General features: G+C 59.5%; 13 protein-coding genes. 5 read left to right on the plus strand and 8 right to left on the minus strand.

The genetic code is table 11. The features are described 5' to 3' along the window. Positions 1-87 precede the first annotated feature (87 nt). Positions 88-3,012 carry a ribonucleoside-diphosphate reductase subunit alpha gene (locus AC3WUF_RS20235; protein ID WP_492429049.1) on the plus strand — a complete coding sequence of 975 codons (2,925 nt, stop codon included), beginning with the start codon at positions 88-90 and terminating at the stop codon, positions 3,010-3,012. A 59-nt stretch (positions 3,013-3,071) separates the two neighbouring features. Here AC3WUF_RS20235 and AC3WUF_RS20240 read toward each other — a convergent pair whose 3' ends face one another. From AC3WUF_RS20240 to AC3WUF_RS20260, 5 genes are all read right to left on the minus strand, one after another. Continuing rightward, positions 3,072-3,473: an endonuclease domain-containing protein gene (locus AC3WUF_RS20240; RefSeq protein ID WP_492429051.1), complete on the minus strand. Its 402-nt coding sequence runs from the start codon at positions 3,471-3,473 to the stop codon at positions 3,072-3,074. Positions 3,474-3,653: 180 nt separating this feature from the next. Then, on the minus strand, positions 3,654-5,747 hold the full coding sequence (locus tag AC3WUF_RS20245; protein WP_492429053.1) for a phosphocholine-specific phospholipase C: 2,094 nt from the start codon (positions 5,745-5,747) through the stop codon (positions 3,654-3,656). Then, entirely contained in the window at positions 5,744-5,971 is a 228-nt protein-coding gene (locus AC3WUF_RS20250; RefSeq protein ID WP_492429055.1) for a hypothetical protein, read from the minus strand. Before AC3WUF_RS20250 ends, AC3WUF_RS20245 begins: the two co-directional genes overlap by 4 nt. A gap of 213 nt (positions 5,972-6,184) precedes the next feature. Further along, positions 6,185-6,802, minus strand: coding sequence for a dihydrofolate reductase family protein (locus tag AC3WUF_RS20255; RefSeq protein ID WP_492429057.1), 618 nt, complete (start codon positions 6,800-6,802; stop codon positions 6,185-6,187). 221 nt (positions 6,803-7,023) lie between these two features. Next, positions 7,024-7,485 (minus strand): styrene oxide isomerase, encoded by a 462-nt coding sequence (locus AC3WUF_RS20260; RefSeq protein WP_492429059.1) that lies wholly within the window; start codon positions 7,483-7,485, stop codon positions 7,024-7,026. A 517-nt stretch (positions 7,486-8,002) separates the two neighbouring features. On the opposite strand from AC3WUF_RS20260, the gene AC3WUF_RS20265 reads away from it, so the two are divergent. The 4 genes from AC3WUF_RS20265 (at position 8,003) to AC3WUF_RS20280 (ending at position 15,736) form a co-directional block, all read left to right on the plus strand. Beyond that, positions 8,003-9,181 (plus strand): ribonucleotide-diphosphate reductase subunit beta, encoded by a 1,179-nt coding sequence (locus AC3WUF_RS20265; RefSeq protein WP_492429061.1) that lies wholly within the window; start codon positions 8,003-8,005, stop codon positions 9,179-9,181. A gap of 792 nt (positions 9,182-9,973) precedes the next feature. Continuing rightward, positions 9,974-13,996, plus strand: a complete 4,023-nt coding sequence (gene eruA / locus AC3WUF_RS20270; protein ID WP_492429063.1) for an NACHT domain-containing antiphage protein EruA — start codon at positions 9,974-9,976, stop codon at positions 13,994-13,996. Between the two features lie 361 nt (positions 13,997-14,357). Beyond that, positions 14,358-14,954 carry a hypothetical protein gene (locus AC3WUF_RS20275; RefSeq protein ID WP_492429065.1) on the plus strand — a complete coding sequence of 199 codons (597 nt, stop codon included), beginning with the start codon at positions 14,358-14,360 and terminating at the stop codon, positions 14,952-14,954. Positions 14,955-15,238: 284 nt separating this feature from the next. Next, on the plus strand, positions 15,239-15,736 hold the full coding sequence (locus AC3WUF_RS20280) for a hypothetical protein (protein WP_492429067.1): 498 nt from the start codon (positions 15,239-15,241) through the stop codon (positions 15,734-15,736). A gap of 364 nt (positions 15,737-16,100) precedes the next feature. On the opposite strand, the gene AC3WUF_RS20285 is transcribed toward AC3WUF_RS20280, so the two are convergent. The 3 genes from AC3WUF_RS20285 to AC3WUF_RS20295 form a co-directional block, all read right to left on the minus strand. Further along, complete coding sequence (locus tag AC3WUF_RS20285; protein ID WP_492429069.1) at positions 16,101-16,475, minus strand: hypothetical protein; 375 nt, start codon at positions 16,473-16,475, stop codon at positions 16,101-16,103. A gap of 275 nt (positions 16,476-16,750) precedes the next feature. Then, the gene (locus tag AC3WUF_RS20290; protein ID WP_492429071.1) at positions 16,751-17,701 is read right to left on the minus strand and encodes a metallophosphoesterase; all 951 of its coding nucleotides are present in this window, start codon (positions 17,699-17,701) and stop codon (positions 16,751-16,753) included. 4 nt (positions 17,702-17,705) lie between these two features. Next, positions 17,706-18,461 carry a metallophosphoesterase gene (locus AC3WUF_RS20295; protein WP_492429073.1) on the minus strand — a complete coding sequence of 252 codons (756 nt, stop codon included), beginning with the start codon at positions 18,459-18,461 and terminating at the stop codon, positions 17,706-17,708. Between the last annotated feature and the right edge of the window lie 357 nt (positions 18,462-18,818).

Below are 18,818 nucleotides of genomic sequence, written 5' to 3' on the forward strand. Positions count from 1 at the left end.
TCATCGCCACGCCGCTCCCGTTTGCCGGGGCCGTGGCTTTGGCGTTTTTCATCAACTCTATAAGTGCTCAGCGGGGAGCCCAATAACATGCAATCCACCACTCTGGTTGCTCCATCCGAATCCAATCGTTCTGTTACTGCCGGCACGCCGGCCACCACCGCTGAGCTGGTTGCCACCGCGCCGGGCGCGGTCAAGGTCATCCGTCGCAACGGCAAAGTTACCGCCTTCGACGCTTCGAAGATCCAGATTGCCGTGACCAAGGCTTTCCTCGCGGTCGACGGCGCCTCGGCGGCCGCCTCGGCGTCGATGCGCCAGAAGGTCGATGCGCTCACCCAGCAGGTCGTCCAGGCCTTGACCCGTCACATCTCGGGCGGCGGCACGCTGCATATCGAAGACATCCAGGACCAGGTCGAACTGGCCCTGATGCGCAATGGCGAACACAAGGTCGCCCGCGCCTACGTGCTGTACCGCGCCGAGCAGACCAAGAAGCGCGACGCCGAAGCGGCAGCCCTGCCGGCCAGCGAGCGGCCGACGCTGAAGATCACCCGCGACGACGGCACGATCGTGCCGCTCGACGAAGTCCGCATGCGCCGTGTCGTCAACGAAGCCTGCGCCGGCCTCAGCGGCGTCGATGCGCAGGAAGTACTGAGCGCGGCGATCCGCGACCTGTACGACGGCATGCCGGAAGCCGAGCTGAGCCAGGCGCTGACCCTCGCCGCCCGCGCGCGTATCGAGAAGGAGCCGGCCTACACCTATGTGTCTTCGCGCCTGCTGCTCGACTCGATGCGCCACGAGGCGCTGAAGTTCCTCGGCATGAGCCAGTCGCGCCCGACCTTCGAGGAAATGAAGGCGATCTACCCGGACTACTTCCGCGAGTTCATCCTCAAGGCCGTCGACCTCGAGCTGCTCGACCCGAAGCTGGCGCTGTATGACCTCGACGCGCTCGGCAAGGCGCTGCTGTCCGACCGCGACGGCAAGTTCGACTACCTCGGCCTGCAGACGCTGTACGACCGCTACTTCATCCACAGCAAGAAGATCCGCTTCGAGCTGCCGCAGGCGTTCTTCATGCGCGTGGCGATGGGCCTGGCGATGAACGAGATCGACCGCGAAGCCAAGTGCATCGAGTTCTACCAGCTGCTGTCGAGCTTCGACTTCATGTCGAGCACGCCGACGCTGTTCAACTCCGGCACGCTGCGCCCGCAGCTGTCGAGCTGCTACCTCACGCAGGTGCCGGACGATCTGCACGGCATCTTCGGCGCGATCCACGACAACGCAATGCTGTCGAAGTTTGCCGGCGGCCTGGGCAACGACTGGACGCCGGTGCGCGGCATGGGCGGCTGGATCAAGGGCACCAACGGCAAGTCGAACGGCGTCGTGCCGTTCCTCAAGGTTGCCAACGACACCGCCGTTGCGGTGAACCAGGGCGGCAAGCGCAAGGGCGCGGTCTGCGCCTACCTGGAAACCTGGCATCGCGACATCGAGGAATTCCTCGAACTGCGCAAGAACACCGGCGACGACCGCCGCCGCACGCACGACATGAACACGGCCAACTGGGTGCCGGACCTGTTCATGAAGCGCGTCATGGAAGAAGGCCAGTGGACGCTGTTCTCGCCCGAACAGACGCCGGACCTGCATGACCTCGTCGGCGAAGCCTTCGAGGCGCGCTACGTCGCCTACGAAAAGCTCGCGGACGAAGGCCGCATCACGAACTTCAAGCGTCTGCCGGCGATCAACCTGTGGCGCAAGATGCTGTCGATGCTGTTCGAAACCGGCCATCCGTGGGTCACGTTCAAGGACCCCTGCAACCTGCGTTCGCCGCAGCAGCATGTCGGCGTCGTGCACAGCTCCAACCTGTGCACCGAGATCACGCTCAACACCAAGGCCAATCAGGAAATCGCCGTCTGCAACCTCGGCTCGGTCAACCTGCCGGCGCACATCAAGGCCGACGGCTCGCTCGACACCGAGAAGCTCGAGCGCACGATCAGCACCGCGATGCGCATGCTCGACAACGTCATCGAGTACAACTACTACTCGGTCGCGACCGCGCGTAACTCGAACCTGCGTCATCGTCCGGTCGGCCTGGGCGTGATGGGCTTCAACGACGCGCTGTACAAGCTGCGCCTGCCGTACGAGTCCGACGCCGCGATCAAGTTCGCCGACGTCTCGATGGAAGCGATCAGCTACTACGCGATCAAGGCCTCGACCGACCTCGCCGAAGAACGCGGCCGCTACTCCAGCTTCGAAGGCTCGCTGTGGTCGCAGGGCATCCTGCCGGTGGACTCGATCCAGATCCTCGCCAAGCAGCGCGGCGGCTACATCCAGCAGGACAGCAGCGAATCGGGCCTGTTCGATTGGGGCAGCCTGCGCACCCGCGTGAAATCGGTGGGCGTGCGCAACTCCAACTGCATGGCCATCGCGCCAACCGCGACGATCGCCAACATCACCGGCGTGTCGCAGTCGATCGAGCCGACGTACCAGAACCTGTACGTCAAATCGAACCTGTCGGGCGAGTTCACCGTCGTCAACGAGTACCTCGTCAACGACCTGAAGAAGCTCAACCTGTGGGATGAAGTCATGGCCCACGACCTCAAGTACTTCGACGGCAGCGTGCAGCAGATCGACCGCGTCCCGACCGAGATCAAGGAAATCTACAAGTGCGCCTTCGAGATTGACGCGAAGCGCCTGGTGGATGCCGCGAGCCGTCGCCAGAAGTGGATCGACCAGGCGCAGTCGCTGAACCTGTACATGCGCGAGCCGAACGGCAAGAAGCTGGACGAGCTGTACAAGCACGCCTGGACCTCCGGCCTCAAGACCACGTACTACCTGCGCACGATGGGTGCCACGCACGCCGAAAAGACGACCATCAACGATGGCCGCCTCAACGCGGTGGGCGACGGAAAGGGCGGCGTCAAAGCAGCCCCGGCGGCGATCGTCATGCCGGCTGCGGCCAGCGATGTCGGCAGCGCGAAAGTGTGCTCGATCCTGGATCCGGATTGCGAGGCATGTCAGTAAATCGGTAACCGTTGCACAAAAAAGCCCCCGCAGTGCGGGGGCTTTTTTGTTGCTCAACTTCAGCTGTCCTCCCTCTCCCCGCCTGCGGGGAGAGGGCCGGGGTGAGGGGCGTCTTTTCCCCGCAGCCCGCGCAATATCTCCTCCAGCACCGCCTCCGCCTCACGCAGCATCTGGTCGTTCCAGAATCTCAGCACCGCATAGCCCTGCTCACGCAAGAACACCGTGCGCCGCGCATCCTGAGCCAATTGCCCTGCATGCTGTCCACCATCCAGTTCAATGATCAGCTGCTTCTCGACACAGACAAAGTCGGCGAAGTAAGGCCCGATCGGAAACTGGCGGCGGAACTTGTGCCCGGCAAGTCGGCGATCGCGGAGATGGTGCCAAAGCTTGGCTTCGGCATCGGTGTGATTGCGGCGCAGGGCGCGCGAGCGCTTGGTAGCTGGAACGTCGGGGCCTCGCATGGCTTAACTACCGTACATCTTTCTGAGGGGATCGTGCCGCGAACCGCCCCTCACCCCAACCCTCTCCCCGCTCGCGGGGAGAGGGAGTTCTGATCCCTAGATATTAGGTATTGAGAAGGTGCCTCCTCTTGTCTCCCTCTCCCCGCCTGCGGGGAGAGGGCCGGGGTGAGGGGCAGGCTTCTAACTTCCCATCGCCGGATCACTTACCCCATGCCGCCCCGTCTCCACGCGCCCCGCAACGCGACGCAGAAACTCCGGCGCCTGTTCCACCGTCACGCTGAAGTCATACCAGCTAGCGCTCTCCTTCAACACCCAGCCGTGCTCCAGCGTCTCACCCGCTGCAACCTCGAACGTCCAGGGACCATCATTGCGATAGGCGTTCGCAATCACCTTGAACGTCGCGGCTGACTCACCGCCATTCACCATCCGCAAATACACATCCCCATTCGCAACGTCGTAGCAGACCTTGATCTCCGGCCCCGACTCCGCGAGGCCGCTCTGGAACTGGCGGTGAAAACCATTCGGCCCGAGCACCCACAGGTCGTAGCCGCTGAGCGATGACGCCCACACATCCGCCAGCTGCTTGCCGGGCTCCACCGCGTACCGGCGTGGCACCGCATCCAGGTCGTTCTGGTCGTAGACATGGAAGACCGCACCCGCGGTGCCGGTGTTGCTGAAGACCAGCTGCAGATTGCCGAGTGCATCGCGCTGCGACTCGACGTGCAGTTCATACGGCAGCGCTCGCGAATACCGCGGGCCCGGTGCCTGCTGCGGCAGCGTGCCGGCGTCACCGATCGGCGCAGGAATCTGTGCCAGCGCTTCCTGCGCGGCGCGCAGCGCGGCGGCTTCGTCGCGCGTGTAGCCGGGCAGTTCAGGGAACAACTCGTCGTTGGGATTCTCGAAGTTGAAGCAGGACGTCAGGTCGCCCAGCATCGCGCGGCGATACGCGGTGATGTTCGGCTCGGCAACGCCGAAGCGCGCTTCGAGGAAGCGGATGATCGAGGTGTGATCGAAGCTCTGCGAGTTGACCCAGCCACCGCGACTCCATGGCGAGACGATGTACATCGGCACGCGCGGGCCGGGGCCGAAGACGCTGCCGCGGAAGGTCGGATCGGCGATGAGCGCGGGCTCGTAATACTCGCCAGTGGTATCGACGGTCGAAGCACCGGCCTTGTCGCCGGTCAGCTGTCCCGCCAGCACATACGACGGCGCGCCCGGCGGCGGCACATGATCGAAGAAGCCATCGTTCTCGTCGAACATGACGAGCAGCACGGTCTTGCTCCAGACCTCCGGATCGCTGATCAGCGCCTTGATCGTCTCGGCGATGAACCAACCGCCCTGCACGGGGCTTGACGGCCCGGTGTGTTCGGAGAATTCCGCGGGCGCGACGATGTACGACACCTGCGGCAAGGTCTTGCCGAGCACATCGTCACGCAGGCCGTCGAAGGTGCCGCGCGCCAGCGTCGTCGACAGGCCCTTGAGCAGCAGCGGGTGGGTCGGATCGGCCTCGCGATTCTCGTACGCCTCGCGGAAGGTCTTGAAGCCCTCCAGCGAGTTGTCGGTGAAGTTGTCGTCCATGTCCTGGTAGACCTTCCAGCTGACGCCGGCGGCTTCGAGGCGCTCGGCGTAGGTCGTCCAGGTGAAGCCTTCCGCGGAAGGACCGAGATCGTCGTTGTCGTTGTACAGGCGCGGGCCGCCGCCGGTGCCGAGCGGGTCGTTCCAGCCGGTGTACATGAACAGGCGATTGGGATTGGTGTTGCCGTGATAGCTGCAGTGATAGGCGTCGCAGATCGTGAAGCTGTCGGCGAGCGCGAACTGGAACGGCAGTTCGGCCTCACGGTAATAACCCATCGACTGGTCTTCCTTGAACGTCGGCCAGGTCCCGAAGCGGCCCTTGTTCCAGGCCGGCTGCGAATCCGCCCAGCCGTGCGGCGTGCCGTCGACGCGCTGCGCGTTGCCGACCGTGCTGTCGAGGTGATACGAGGTGATGATCTCGCCGCGCAGGTTGCGCTGCTGCCAGACCTTGCGGCCATCGGGCTGCGGCACCGTGAAACGATCGCCGAAGCCGCGCACGCCGCGCAGCGTGCCGAAGTAGTGATCGAAGCTGCGGTTCTCCTGCATCAGGATCACGACATGCTCGACGTCCATGATCGTGCCGGTGCGCGTCGCGGCAGGAATCGCCAGCGCCTCGCGCAGGATCTGCGGCAGCAGCGTTGCCGCACCGGCCGCGCCGCCGGCAAGCTTCAGAAAGCCGCGACGGTCCATGCGCGTCATGACGCGTGCTCCGTCGCCGGCGCAACACAATCCGCCTGCACCAACTGCGCCGAACCCTCGATCAGCGGCGGCGCACAGCGCATCACCGGCGTCTGCGGCTCATCGACGCCTGGCGTCGGCGTGGGTTCGATACTGGCAAGCGGCTCGGAACTGCCGCAGGCGCTCAGGCTCAGCGCAGCGGCAACGAGCAGCGCGCGAAACGGCGCACGGGTGTGGCTGGACATCGGTGGCTCCCCATCAAAGCGCGGAGCGTATGACGTTGGCGTGACATGCCGATGAAAGGGTTTAGCGCGGGTCTCTCGATACACCCGCTACGCGGGCACTCGAGACGAACGGGGTTTTGTGGGTCTTTCGCGGAAACAACCACAGCCCGTTCGTCTCGAGTGCCGCGCCTCGGCGCGGTGTATCGAGAGACCCGCGCGAACTCCGCCGAAAACCTACCCCGGGTTATCAATCGTCCCCGTCCGCACCGCACCGTTACGCACATACCGGTTGATCAGCACCCCATCCCCCGCAGGGGTCGAGCGCTCCAGCTTGAAAGCCGACGGATCCGAGTCATCACCAAACAAGCGCTTGCCGCGTCCGAGGATCAGCGGAAACACCTGCAGCCGCAGCTCGTCCACCAAGCCGGCCGCGAGCAATTGCTGCACCAGATCACCGCTGCCCTGCGTCAACAGCGTGCCGCCGTCCTGCTGCTTGAGCGCACGCACCGCGCTGGCAACATCGCCTTTCAACGCATGACTGTTGTTCCAGGCCAGCGTGGCGGGCTGATGCGTGGCCACGTGCTTGCGCACACTGTTGAACGGATCCGCGATCGGATGGCCGGCCTCGAAGTTCGGCCAGTACGCCGCGAAGATGTCGTAGGTGCGCCGCCCCAGCAGCAACTCGAAAGGCTCGGCGAACAACGCCATCACGGCATTGCCGGTGGCGTCGTCAGAGTACGGCCATGTCCAGCCGCCGAAACGGAATCCGCCGCTGGTGTCTTCATCCGGCCCGCCAGGGGCCTGCATGACGCCGTCCATGCTGATGAAAGCGGCAACGATGAGTTTGCGCATGGGCTGCTCCGGGCTGTTCTGCGTGGAACTTGCGAATAGTCGAGCGAAGCTTCGCGGAATCGACAGTACCGCGCCGGTCTCTCGATACACCGCGCCGATGGCGCGGCACTCGAGACGAACGGGCTTTTATTGTTTCCGCGAAAAGCGCCACAAAACTCCGTTCGTCTCGAGTGCCCGCGTAGCGGGTGTATCGAGAGACTGGAACAGCCCTCCCCGAGCCCCTACGTCCGCGCCCCCTTCCACACCAGAAACGCCTGCGCAAACGCCGTGCCCGCCGCGATCAGGAACAGCACATACACCACCGAGTTCGCCACCACATCGCCAAACGCCAGGCCGCGCACGCTGTAGATCGCCCCGATCAGGAAGCCCAGCGAATTGCCCCAGCCCGTGATGATCACGCAGCGCGCCAGCCAGCGCTGGCCCGGATCGCTGAGGCAGACCACGCTGCCGATGCCGGCAAACGCGAACATCGCCAGCGCGTTCATGATCGCGCCCAGATGCGCCCGCCGCCACGCCGCCTCCGTGCCCGGAAAATCGAAGGTGATCGCCGGCAGCAGCGGCCAGGCCTCGATGCGGCCGATCGCCTCGAACGTGAAGATCAGCCCGATCACCAGCCCCGCCGCAAACAGCACGGCCGCCGAGCGCACGATGCGGGCGCGGTGCGCCGTCGACAGCGGATTCAATTGCATGCCCCGTTCTCCTTGAGTGTTCTTGCTTGCAGCGTGCCGCGGTCACCAGCCACCCCGTTCGTCTCGAGTGCCCGCGCAGCGGGTATATCGAGAGCCCCAACGCCACCTTCGGCCCGCATTTTCCCCATCAAGTTACCCATCTACACCCGCCTGTGCACAACCCTGTGCCCAAGCCTGTGCAAAACCCCACTGGAAAGCCCTGCAAAAGCCGGTGCAAAGCCTGTGCGTAGTAGGTTCACAAGCCCCCGCAACTACTACATATAGCGACCGCACTGCAGCATGGCCACAATCTGTTGTATCAAAGGCTTGACTCATCCCTTACACAGGCGCAATCTTGATCTCAAGCGCAGTTGCCGCTGGCAACCGCTGTGAGCAGCGCACAAAACAGGTCCTTCAACCGGCCGGTTTTGGCGGCGGAATCACCCCACCATGCGCAGCGAGCAGCCACGCACAACATCATCGTCCGGACGCGCGTCGTCCGGAACAGATAAGCAAATCAGGAGCTAGAACAATGCTGAACTGGGACGACACCCCGCAGACCGCCACCGCCGCGGCCGCCATGCACAAGGCGCCGGCCGCGCCGCGCGCCGCGGTCGCCAATCCGGCCGTGCACGCCGCCGCCAGCAGCGAAGCCGCCGGCGCCACCGGTCTCGAAGACCTCGAGATGGGCGCCCGCCGCATCCGTGTGGACGACAAGAAGATCATCAACTGCCGCGCCGATCTCAACCAGCTCGTCCCGTTCAAGTACACCTGGGCCTGGGAAAAGTATCTCGCCGCGTGCAACAACCACTGGATGCCGCAAGAGATCAACATGAGCGCGGACATCGCGCTCTGGCAGGACCCGAACGGCCTGACCGACGACGAGCGCATGATCATCAAGCGCAGCCTCGGCTTCTTCAGCACCGCCGACTCGCTGGTCGCCAACAACCTCGTGCTCGCCGTCTATCGTCACCTGACGAACCCGGAATGCCGCCAGTACCTGCTGCGCCAGGCGTTTGAAGAAGCGATCCACACGCACGCCTACCAGTACTGCATCGAAAGCCTCGGCCTCGACGAAGCCGAAGTCTTCAACATGTACCGCGAAGTGCCGAGCATCCACGACAAGGCCGCATGGAGCCTGCCGTTCACGCAGAGCCTCGCCGACCAGGAATTCCACACCGGCACGCCGGAAACTGACCAGCGCTTCCTGCGCGACATGATCGCGTTCTACGTGATCTTCGAAGGCATCTTCTTCTATGTCGGCTTCGTGCAGCTGCTCTCGTTCGGCCGCCGCAACAAGATGGTCGGCACCTCCGAGCAGATCCAGTACATCATGCGCGACGAGTCCATGCACATGAACTTCGGCATCGACGTGATCAACCAGATCAAGGTCGAAAACCCGCACCTGTGGACCGCCGAGTTCCAGAAGGAAGTGGCCGACATGATCATCGAAGCCACCGAGCTCGAGATCAAATACGCCCACGACACCATGCCCCGCGGCGTGCTCGGCCTCAACGCCAGCATGTTCAACGAGTACATGAAGTTCATCGCCAACCGCCGCTGCGCACAGATCGGCCTCAAGGCCCTCTACCCCGGCGCCGAGAATCCGTTCCCCTGGATGAGCGAAGTCATGGACCTCAAGAAGGAGAAGAACTTCTTCGAGACGCGTGTGACGGAGTATCAGACGGGTGGGGCTTTGAGCTGGGATTGATTGGGTTTGTGCGTTTATGCGTCTCGCTGCAATCAGTAAGTGGCGGCGTACCTGACGCGACATAGATAGTGAGAAGCACGACATAGTTCGTGAGAACTGGGCGTCAAGAAAGCGAGTTTTCGTTTGATGCGTTTGGGTTGCGACTGAGATAGAGAGATTTTCTTGATTGCACCCGTCGCGCCGACAAGATTCGAGAGAATTTGTGGATCGTCGGCGTTACGCGAGACAAAGTTAACTGGATTTTGCTTCATTCAGCGTAGGAATCACGAATGGCCCAGATTTTTCTGGGCCATTTTCAGATTGGGAAGAGTTAAAACCAGATTTCCCACCTCAGGAAAGCTAAATCGGGATTTGCCGACGGAAAGCCGGAAGACGCTAAAAAGCTAAATCCAGATTTAGCCGCAGAACTACATCGCCTGAGGAAAAGTAATTAGGTGGGGAATCTTTAAGTCGGCAAGGTCTTCTCTGGATCATATTGAGATAGACACCATCTGCAAGACGTGCGGCCGGCGCTTGTCCGCCTTGGCCACGACGTTTGAGAATGAGAGAGTAGGCTTAAAGGGGCGAAAGCAGTCTCGCTGATCTTATGCTTTAGTACAGTGGCATATCTGGAAGCTCAAATGGATAGTGTCGGTTTGGTGACTTTTGGGGGGCGTGAAAAGCTGCAGTAAACGTCAGTGGTTCTGATGAACGATATGCGTCGCGACCGATTGCGCGCTGGCGAGTTGACGTGAATTTGCGAAATTGCAGCCCACTATAAAAAAGCATTCAACGACACCGAGTGAAGCGTCTATGACCTCGAGGTTCTATCTCCCGCGCAGGCTCGAAAGCATCGACAGAGCCTTCACCGAATCCGAGTTACTCGCCGCCGACAATTTCATTGTTGTGCTCGCAGAACCTGGCGGAGGGAAAACTGAACTTCTGACGAGCCTGGCACGCCAGGTCGGCGCAATCGCGACTACCGCAAACTTGTTCGCATATGTGGGCGCGGATTCACGGAACTGCCCACTTGTTATCGATGCATTTGACGAGTTGTCCAAAGTGGACCAAGCGGGGATATTCAAGCTACTTGCAAATGTAAAAAAAGTAGATCCTACCTCCGTAATAGTCTCCAGCCGCTCCAGCGAGTGGAACAGTGCTGTAACAAACGCTTTCAAAGAATTTCTCGGGCACCTTCCCTTGGTAGTTCGCTTGCGCGAATTTGAAGAATGGGAACAGCGCGCGATATTTGATAGTCATGTTCCAGGCGAAGACTTTGAAAAGTTTAAGGCTGAAGTCTCCCGCTTTGACTTAGAGGCACTGCTCCCAAATCCTCAGTTTCTAAAGCTCTTTACCGATGCGTACATAGAAAGTGAAAGGCATTTTCCCGATAAACGATCAATATTCACGCTGGCCGCCGAGCGTCTCGCTCGAGAGGCGAACGACAGAGTAACTCGCGTGAGTAGTGCGCCTTCCGCGCCTCAGAGGCTCGCTCTGGCATCAGAGGTTTTCGCGAAGATTCTTTTGTCTGGTGCTGAAGGTGTCGGGACAAGCGAGGCGAATGAAAATCGGATGTATCCGATGATATCGGCAGTGTCCAAAGACGGATCGGCGGCAGGCAGTATCCTTGCAACGAAGCTTTTCAAGCCTGGAGATAGCGCAGATCGACATAGACCCGTACACAAGATAGTCGCGGAGTTCTGTGCGGCAGACTATCTGACCAAGAGGATAGTCGACCAGACCGATCCTCTGACGCTCTCTAAATGCTTGCCGATACTTGCCCCAAACGCGACGGTGAGAGATGAGCTCCGTGGTTTACTTGGTTGGATGGCTTCGTTAGGCAATCAACAAATTGAGGAAGTGCTAATTGAGCTTGACCCCTATGCGGTGCTGGCCAACGGAGATCCTTCTCAGCTGAGCAGCTCCTCGAAGCGCTTGCTAGTGCGGCGACTCAAAGATGTCGAATCAAAAGATCCTTACTTTCGACGGGCAGACCTCTGGCGCAGGTTCAGTGTCGCGGGATTCTTTTCCCCCGAAGTTCTAGAGGAAATAAGGCCGCTGCTGACGGCAGGGGAGGATGGACACCTTCGCGGACTAATTCTGGAACTGCTAGCGGGATCTCCAGCGGTTGATCAACTTGGCTCGGAGTTAAGGGGCCTTTTGCTTTCTCCGTCCGAAAGCGAAGGCATGCGCTTGCTTGCAGCTAGATGCCTTCTTGAAGGTCCAAACGCTGACGGTCACGCCGAAATGGCTGCCCTCTTGTCTGAGGCAACCCAGACGGCATTGAAGATCGTGGCCGAAATGATCGAGATCGTCGGTCTCGCAAATGTCGAACGAACCTTTCTTGCTGATTTTCTGCGAGCATGTGCTGCGCTCTATCCGGGACGTGATCGTCACTTGGATCGCGAAATCGGTGGGCGCTACTTCGTTAAAAGACTGATTGCAGGCTTTGACCGAGATACAGCCGAATGGCTCCTTGACGACCTGTCGACGGATATAGCATGTAGGTGTGAAAAGAACACTTTCGAGTGCGACTGCTTAGTCGGCATCAGTAAAGTTGTCGGTCAACTACTGGACAGCTACTTTGATCGCGCAGTAACTGCGTTCGACCCTAGACGACTTTGGCGTTGGATGGGAAATCTGAACTATCTGCACCATAGGGATGCGAAGCAGAGTCGAGCGGTCCAGTTCCTTCAGGAGAATAATGAACTACGACGGGAAATCATGGTCCAGGTGCTCGGAGCGCTAACTGATCGAGATCAGATACGTGACACGAGCATTCGCAGATTCGGATGGCACTGCCATTCTGGCCTGAAATATCGTGTCGGCGATGCCGAGTACCTATCTAGCTTTGCATTTGAAAGCGAGAATCCAACACTCTGGGCCAGCTTTATCGTAGATCATCAGTTCTCTCGATCAGGAAGAGATCACTCCGCGGACGAGATGCGGCGAACCATGCGTGGCCATGCATTGGCGAAGCCGTCGTTCATGAGAGAGTGGGCCAAAGCGAAGAGAGCCGCGGCGCAGTTTGAGCGAGATCATGGGTTACGCAAGCTCCATTTCGACCGCAGGATGCTGCGCCGGGAAAGACGGCAGCAAGAGATTCGGCAGAAGAACATCAGCTACGTGAGAAGCAATCGGGAGCTGGTAGAAGGGGGGCGCCACTGGACACTTCTGCTGCGATTTGCCGAACTGACGCTAATGCAGCCAGATCGAATGGAGCAGGAATTCGGCGAAGAGACGATCGTTAGAACTGCTCTGAAGAACTGTCTCGACTTTATAGCTCCGCACGTTCCGAACATGCACCGGCTGGCGGAACTACAGTGCAGTTCACAGAGCGCGTACGCCGAGATGATCCTCTATGCGGCGTGCTTGGAAATCATGCGAGACGCTGGAAGTCTTGACGGCGTCGATGTCACATTACTTCGGGCATTGCGTACCAATATCTCGATGGGATACAGCGCAGTGTCCGCCGAGGATCGCGCCAAATTGGCGGCTGAGGTAGACCGACTGGTGTTTACTGATGAGGCAGCCATTGAGAGCTTTCTTCGGCAATACATTGAGCCTCAACTTTCGCAGGTGACATGCATCCATGCACAGGTGTGGATGCTGCGCTCTGAAGAGGTATTTCGAGGTTTCAGAGCCACGCTGTCATTGGAGTGGCTGGAGCGATTTCGAGATGCGGCTCTTGAAACATTGGATGTTCTCTTCGAGACCGCGGCCCAATACGGAGATCGAAGCGCTCTCATAGAGATCGTTCGGATTAGGTGTTCGGACCTTGCGGCGATAGCGGCCGATGAGACAGCGGAAAAAGATACAGATCAACGACGTAGATTCTGGTACGTGCGCGCATTCGCATTCGGAAACGGAAAGCCCGATCAGTACTGGAACTGGCTTAAAGCAGATGAGTCGACGGTGCACGTTCTTTGTGAGCTATATGCAAAACTGAACCGCGGTGATCGTCCGTACTGGCCTGGTCTTTCATCGACGAAGATCGAATTGATTCTGGATGCGTTCTTCGAAAAGTGGCCAAAGGTCGAACTTCCGAATCACTGGGGGACGGAAAGTCCTCTTGGAGAAAGAATTTATCGCTTTCTGTCCGAGATAATTTGGTCGATTAGCTCGGATCAATCCGATGAGGCGATTCCGGTGCTCAATCGCCTCTTGGCCGATCGACGATTTGTTGACCTACATAGGTCACTGAGGAGCATATTATCGGCCCAGATTCGGGCAGCGGCTTTGCGAGATTTCGAACCGCCAACTCCTCAGGAGATTATGGATCTCTTGGATCGTGACGAAGTCGTGACGGTAGAGGGATTGCGTGAGTTGGTGATTCAGGAACTAAAAGGCTTCCAATATTCGATATCTGGAGGCGAGTTTAATTCGGCTGCCCGCTTCTACGAGAAAGGCGAACACCTTGATGAGGAGCAATGCACTGAGATAATTGCTGAGCGCCTGAACTTAAGGCTGCAGCCGCAGAACATCACCGTGACGCCGGAACATCAACTTAAGGCTGAGAAGCGGAGTGACTTTACAGTTGCAAAGCTGATCGGGGGCAGGCGGAGGCTGCTGGTCACGGAAGTTAAGGGTCAGTGGCACAAGGAACTGTATTCGGCTGCATCTGAGCAGCTGAGCGAGCGCTATGCAATTCATCCCGATGCGGAGCAACAGGGAATATATCTAGTGCTCTGGTTCGGTCCGGATGAAACGGTAGCTGCAAGAAGGCTGCACGCAATCGGTAGCGCGCAGGAGCTGAAGATCAGCATCGTGGAAAAGCTTCCTCCGCAACTGATGGGGTTAATTGATGTCTTCGTGCTCGATGTGTCGCGACTCTAACCACGAGCGAATCCTTATTGATGAGCATCGCAGGCGGCAGATGTCGGGCTTGAAAGGCACCTTGGAATTGGTCAATCTCTGCCCATGGAGCGCACTTGGCAACCAGCGCTGGCATCAAGCAAACTGATTTCGTCAGCCAGTTCGACGCCGCTGATGCAGACGCGGTGCGGCAGCATCTCTACTGGGCTGACAAGCGACGTGAGCTGATCCGGAATAAGTCAGGTCGAACCTACACGCTGTCCTTGCCTTAGCGCTTGGGGGAAATCGCCATCCCTGATCCGATCTCACGCGCCAGGCAAGCTGCGTGCAGAGAGGCGGCGGATCTGCATAGCGCAACATTTCTCGTCATTGGAGAGCATAAGTGTTCGACGAACTCGCTACATGGCTGTGTAAAGCGCCGGCAGAGCCGGTTTGGGACGCTTGGGCTGCCATCGGCACGGTTGCTGCGGTATTGGTTGCTCTCGGCATCGCGCTTCGGGATGCTGGCGCTCGAGCCAAGGAAGCGCGCGCTAGAGCCCGCGCGCTTAGCGCACTTATTTACGTCGACGTCGAGCGGGTCATCAACTATACCGCTGTGCTCAAAAAGGCGGTCGACGAAATGACAAGCGCACCCTATGGAACGCCTGCAGGGGCCACCGCTGTGATGAAGGCCAGAACGGCCTACGGAGTCGTCGTTCGCGATATCAGACTTGATCGACTGAACTCCTTAGCCGATCAGTTTCATCTGTTGCCGCCCAATCACGCGGTGGATCTCTCTCTTGCCGTTAGCATGGTTGGGCAGGCGCTCTACAGTGCGGATACGGCAATCCAGTTGTTCGAGACGGGCAACCCACAGCGCGCGGCAACGCAACTCGAAGCGTTCAGTCAAATGACGTCCCGGGTTACGGATAGGCTCGAACCCTTTGCACGAGAGACGGAAGCTGAGATGCGCCCGTTTCAGGCGAGTTCTAGCTCATGAAGGTTGACTGCCGTTTACGCGAACGAGTCCTCCATCCAGCAATTGCTGCCCACATGCCATCTACTAGCCGAAAAGCCTGCCGAAGCGGGTAGACCTCAGAAGCCTTGGGAGTGGCGTAAGTGCCGGTAGAGCCAGCACCTTTGCTTGGCCAAGCGTCTCAGATTACGTCCGACGAAGGCTTAAGAAGTGCTCCGAAATTCTCTGCGCAATTGGACTTGCCGCGTCGCGGAACTACTGGCCTACTAGACCTCAAACTGAAGCCCAACCGACGCTGCCTGCCACGTATGCGCCACCTGCTCTGTGTCTTGCTTTTATTTTTCTCTCTGGCGGCTTTCGCAACAGATCCTCCAGTCGAAGAAAACAGTTGGCCTGCTATCTTCGAAACAGATCGACTAGCCTGGTACGCGAAGCCCGGCTCGCTCAGCGTTCTCAACGACATCGACGGGAGGCCTGTCTTCACCTTCACAGGTAAGGAACTAGACAAGCAGACGGAAAGGAAGCAGGTTCAAAAGATGAGAGTAGCGTCCAGGGAATGCGACGCCGAGGAGGGCACCGTATTCATCCTGGACATCACCGGCAATGTGTTGCAGTCCGCGCAGTTTGTCTTCGGCGCTGGCAACGCGATTAGCTTCGCGGCAGAAGTGCTCTGCTCAATCGGCCGGCTAGCTGTAGCTACCCCTGACCAGCGGACCGATTGGGAAGCTCGCATCGCCTCTGATCCTGACCCCGGTGTACAACGCCTGCGGCAGGAGTGGTCGAAGCTGCTGCCGCCGTGGCCCTAACTAGTTCCTTCGCCGTCCCGTGTTGCGCGAATCGGCGGCGGACTTGAATTGGCTCACCTGCCGCTCGTCGGATCCGATTCTGCGTGAACTGGCCGGATCGGGGCAGGATCTGTTGCCGCTGATCCGGATTTGACCAGCCTGCGCTCGTCCTGCTCGTTGAGCGGAGATCAGCCCGGAAACTTCGAAGTGATTGATTGCCTTTTCGAAGTCACGCTTGTCGATGGGTAGCTCATCTAGTAGCTGCAGTTGAGCCTCTTTAGTCAATTCTTCGGGCGCTCTCGCTGAAGTGCTCACCAACGCCGAGTCATCAACTCCAGTTAGATGTTGCACCTTGCCGTCCGCTGTAGATCTTTCATTGTGTGCCCTACTCATGTGGGAGTAAATCGTTCAGAAAAGTTTGGAACGCAGCGAAAAGTAGGTCTGGATTGACACCGAAGCCTTCCGTTCCAGCGAGTAACTGCGTCGCGTCTGCCCTTGCATTTGAGGAATCGATCACCGGCTCGGCAGCGCTCCTTCCGTTTCGGTCATCTCCTTTATCGATCATCGACATCCAGTTCGCGACCATGTGCTGAGCGATTTCGCTGACAGCAGCCCGCACCTCGTCCCGCGCGGCTTCGCACTCCGGCGCTGAAAGCAGCCTCGCGGCGTCCTGCTGGATCTGCCTTGCCGTTCGCTCCAACTCCTGGATACTTGGAGCGCGAGGGTCGCCTCGCCACATGGCGATCGCCGCATCAAGCATCTGCTGCCTGCACGGGTCGGACGCTATTACTGTGCGGTCGCGTCGTATTGCGCCAGACACTACAGGTGAGAGGTGTTGCCCCAACAGGGCGACAAGCTCCATGAATTGGAGCCGCTGACGCGCCCGTACCTCGGCATGTTCGCGAACCGTGATGCGATATGCGTCTGCTCTCGAAACCATGGGCACTCGCTGATGGTTAACTGCTACCAACATCGGCCCGGAGGGACTTTCGTGACAGAGGCCCTCAGGGCGACTTCATTGGCCCAATACTCCAGTTACTGTGATGGGAACCTGATGCGACGCTTCGGGAAGGCGGCCTTGAGTCCATATCCGTCCTTCGCAGCCAATGCGCGCTCCTCCTTTGTTGGGCGCCTGGATCGTGATACCGGAACCGGATCAGGAAGAGGCGTTGGCCCCCACACCTCGCCCGGCGCTTGCCCGACCTGCCAGTACAGCCGGTCCTTCGGATCGATCGCAGTGAGTCGGCCTCGATACGCTGCCCCGGTTTCGATCCACGTCACGTTGCCGAGCCCGAACGGGACATGATCGCGTAGAACCGTGTGGCCGCTGACGACCAGATCGATACCTTTGACCGGCTGCAGGTACCGCCATGTCGCGACTTTCTGACTCGGTGTGATTGCAGCGCTCAAGTCATCCCGCACCGTTTGCGCCGCGCGGATCCGGAGTCGGCCCCAGATTGCTGTGACTGCCTTCGTACTCAGGTGATCACGAATCGCGTCGCCACTCTGCAAATGGACCTTTTCCATCTGAGCCCATGAAACGCCCAGAGGGATATCAGCATGAACCAGTCCGATGCGATATCCATCGCCGTACTGGATCTCGGCTGTCATCGGGAAAGTGCGCACCATGCATCGGTACAAGTGGCAGTCGCGATGGCTCAGTTCACTGGCCCAGCTACCCCCATTCCCAATCCACACGCGCTCGATACGCGGGTCCAATACCGACTCCACCATCATCGCCTCATGGTTGCCGAGCAACGACCGCCGCCGGGGTCCGCTTGCAAACCAGTCGAGCACCCCGCGGCTGTCCGGTCCGCGATCAATGAGGTCACCCAGGGCATAGACGAAATCCTTCCGCTCGTCGTAGCCGGCATGCGCCAGTAGGCGCTTGAACATCGCGTACTCCCCATGGATGTCGCCCACAACCAGTACACGGCCTCCGCTTTCGTTCGGCCATTTCAGAACATCCCGCGTGCTTGAAAGCATCCCGTCAGATCTCCATCTCGAACAAACCATCCCTGCGAAAGCTTTTCTCTTCCTGGTTGGGATATCCCCATTGATTCGAAACCACCCGAACGCCGTTGACTGTCTTGTCCACGGAGTAATGGGTATGCCCGTGCACCCACATCCGCACCGGCGGACGTAACAGGCGATCAAGACGCGAGTGGTATGCGGCGTTGCTGATCCGTCCGTCAAAGAATGGCGAAACGGTGGCCATCGTCGGCGCGTGGTGCGTCACGACCAGGAGCGGTCGATCTGCGTTATCGACTTGCTGGGTCAGCCATTCCACGTTGCGGTCGAACAGGTCCACGGTGGTCTGAGGCAGCAACGCACGCCCGGCATCCTTGATCACCTGGAAGTCGTTCATGCCCGTGCTGACCCATTCCATTGCACGCGCTTTGTATTCGACTCCATAGGCTTCGAAGTCGGTCCACAGCGTCGTGCCCAGTACGCGAATGCCACCGATATCGAAGCTGTCGCGCTCTAGCACATGGACGTTCGTTCCCTGCGCGAAAGCACGGATCTCCTTGAGCATCTGGTTGATGTCGAATCCGTAGAACTCGTGGTTGCCGAGCACGTAGACGACGGGCACATGCGGAAACGTGTCCTTGGCCCAGTTGATGCCCGCGACACCGACATCAATGTCACCCGCAAGCACGACAAGATCTTCGTCGCCACGCTTCTCGAACATGGCGTCCCAGCGGCCGAACTCGATATGAAGATCTGAATAGATCCTGATCTTCATGCGCCAGCCTCCATGAGCAAGGAACGGAACTCGCGAATCATCGGCTCGCAGACCTCGCAGCACGTGAGCAGCCAGGACGTGAACTTCACCAGCCGGCCTTCGCCTCGCCGACCACCGCAAAGGCAGCAGGTCGTGCGGCTTTGCTGTTCGAGATCCGCCATGAGGCGATCAAGAGGCGTCGGCTCCAGGGGCCCACCCGTGGGGCCGAGAACGAGCATGTGGACACCACCACCGGACTGGAGGTCAGCCCGACGTCCCCCCGCATTTGAGTAGCAAAACGGTTTGGAGTCCAATCCCATGAGCAAGGAGATTGGACGTGAAGAAGCGATATACGGAAGAGCAGATCATTGGCTTTCT

This window comes from Fontimonas sp. FW305-C-3 (assembly GCF_058783185.1).

Bases quoted from the DNA above. Each gene is read 5' to 3' on its own strand.
- AC3WUF_RS20290 (WP_492429071.1), bottom strand. From the start codon at position 17,701: ATGCTTTCAAGCACGCGGGATGTTCTGAAATGGCCGAACGAAAGCGGA.
- AC3WUF_RS20280 (WP_492429067.1), top strand. From the start codon at position 15,239: ATGCGCCACCTGCTCTGTGTCTTGCTTTTATTTTTCTCTCTGGCGGCT.
- AC3WUF_RS20255 (WP_492429057.1), bottom strand. From the start codon at position 6,802: ATGCGCAAACTCATCGTTGCCGCTTTCATCAGCATGGACGGCGTCATG.
- AC3WUF_RS20250 (WP_492429055.1), bottom strand. From the start codon at position 5,971: ATGTCCAGCCACACCCGTGCGCCGTTTCGCGCGCTGCTCGTTGCCGCT.
- AC3WUF_RS20235 (WP_492429049.1), top strand. From the start codon at position 88: ATGCAATCCACCACTCTGGTTGCTCCATCCGAATCCAATCGTTCTGTT.
- AC3WUF_RS20265 (WP_492429061.1), top strand. From the start codon at position 8,003: ATGCTGAACTGGGACGACACCCCGCAGACCGCCACCGCCGCGGCCGCC.
- AC3WUF_RS20245 (WP_492429053.1), bottom strand. From the start codon at position 5,747: ATGACGCGCATGGACCGTCGCGGCTTTCTGAAGCTTGCCGGCGGCGCG.
- AC3WUF_RS20240 (WP_492429051.1), bottom strand. From the start codon at position 3,473: ATGCGAGGCCCCGACGTTCCAGCTACCAAGCGCTCGCGCGCCCTGCGC.
- eruA (WP_492429063.1), top strand. From the start codon at position 9,974: ATGACCTCGAGGTTCTATCTCCCGCGCAGGCTCGAAAGCATCGACAGA.
- AC3WUF_RS20285 (WP_492429069.1), bottom strand. From the start codon at position 16,475: ATGCTTGATGCGGCGATCGCCATGTGGCGAGGCGACCCTCGCGCTCCA.
- AC3WUF_RS20295 (WP_492429073.1), bottom strand. From the start codon at position 18,461: ATGAAGATCAGGATCTATTCAGATCTTCATATCGAGTTCGGCCGCTGG.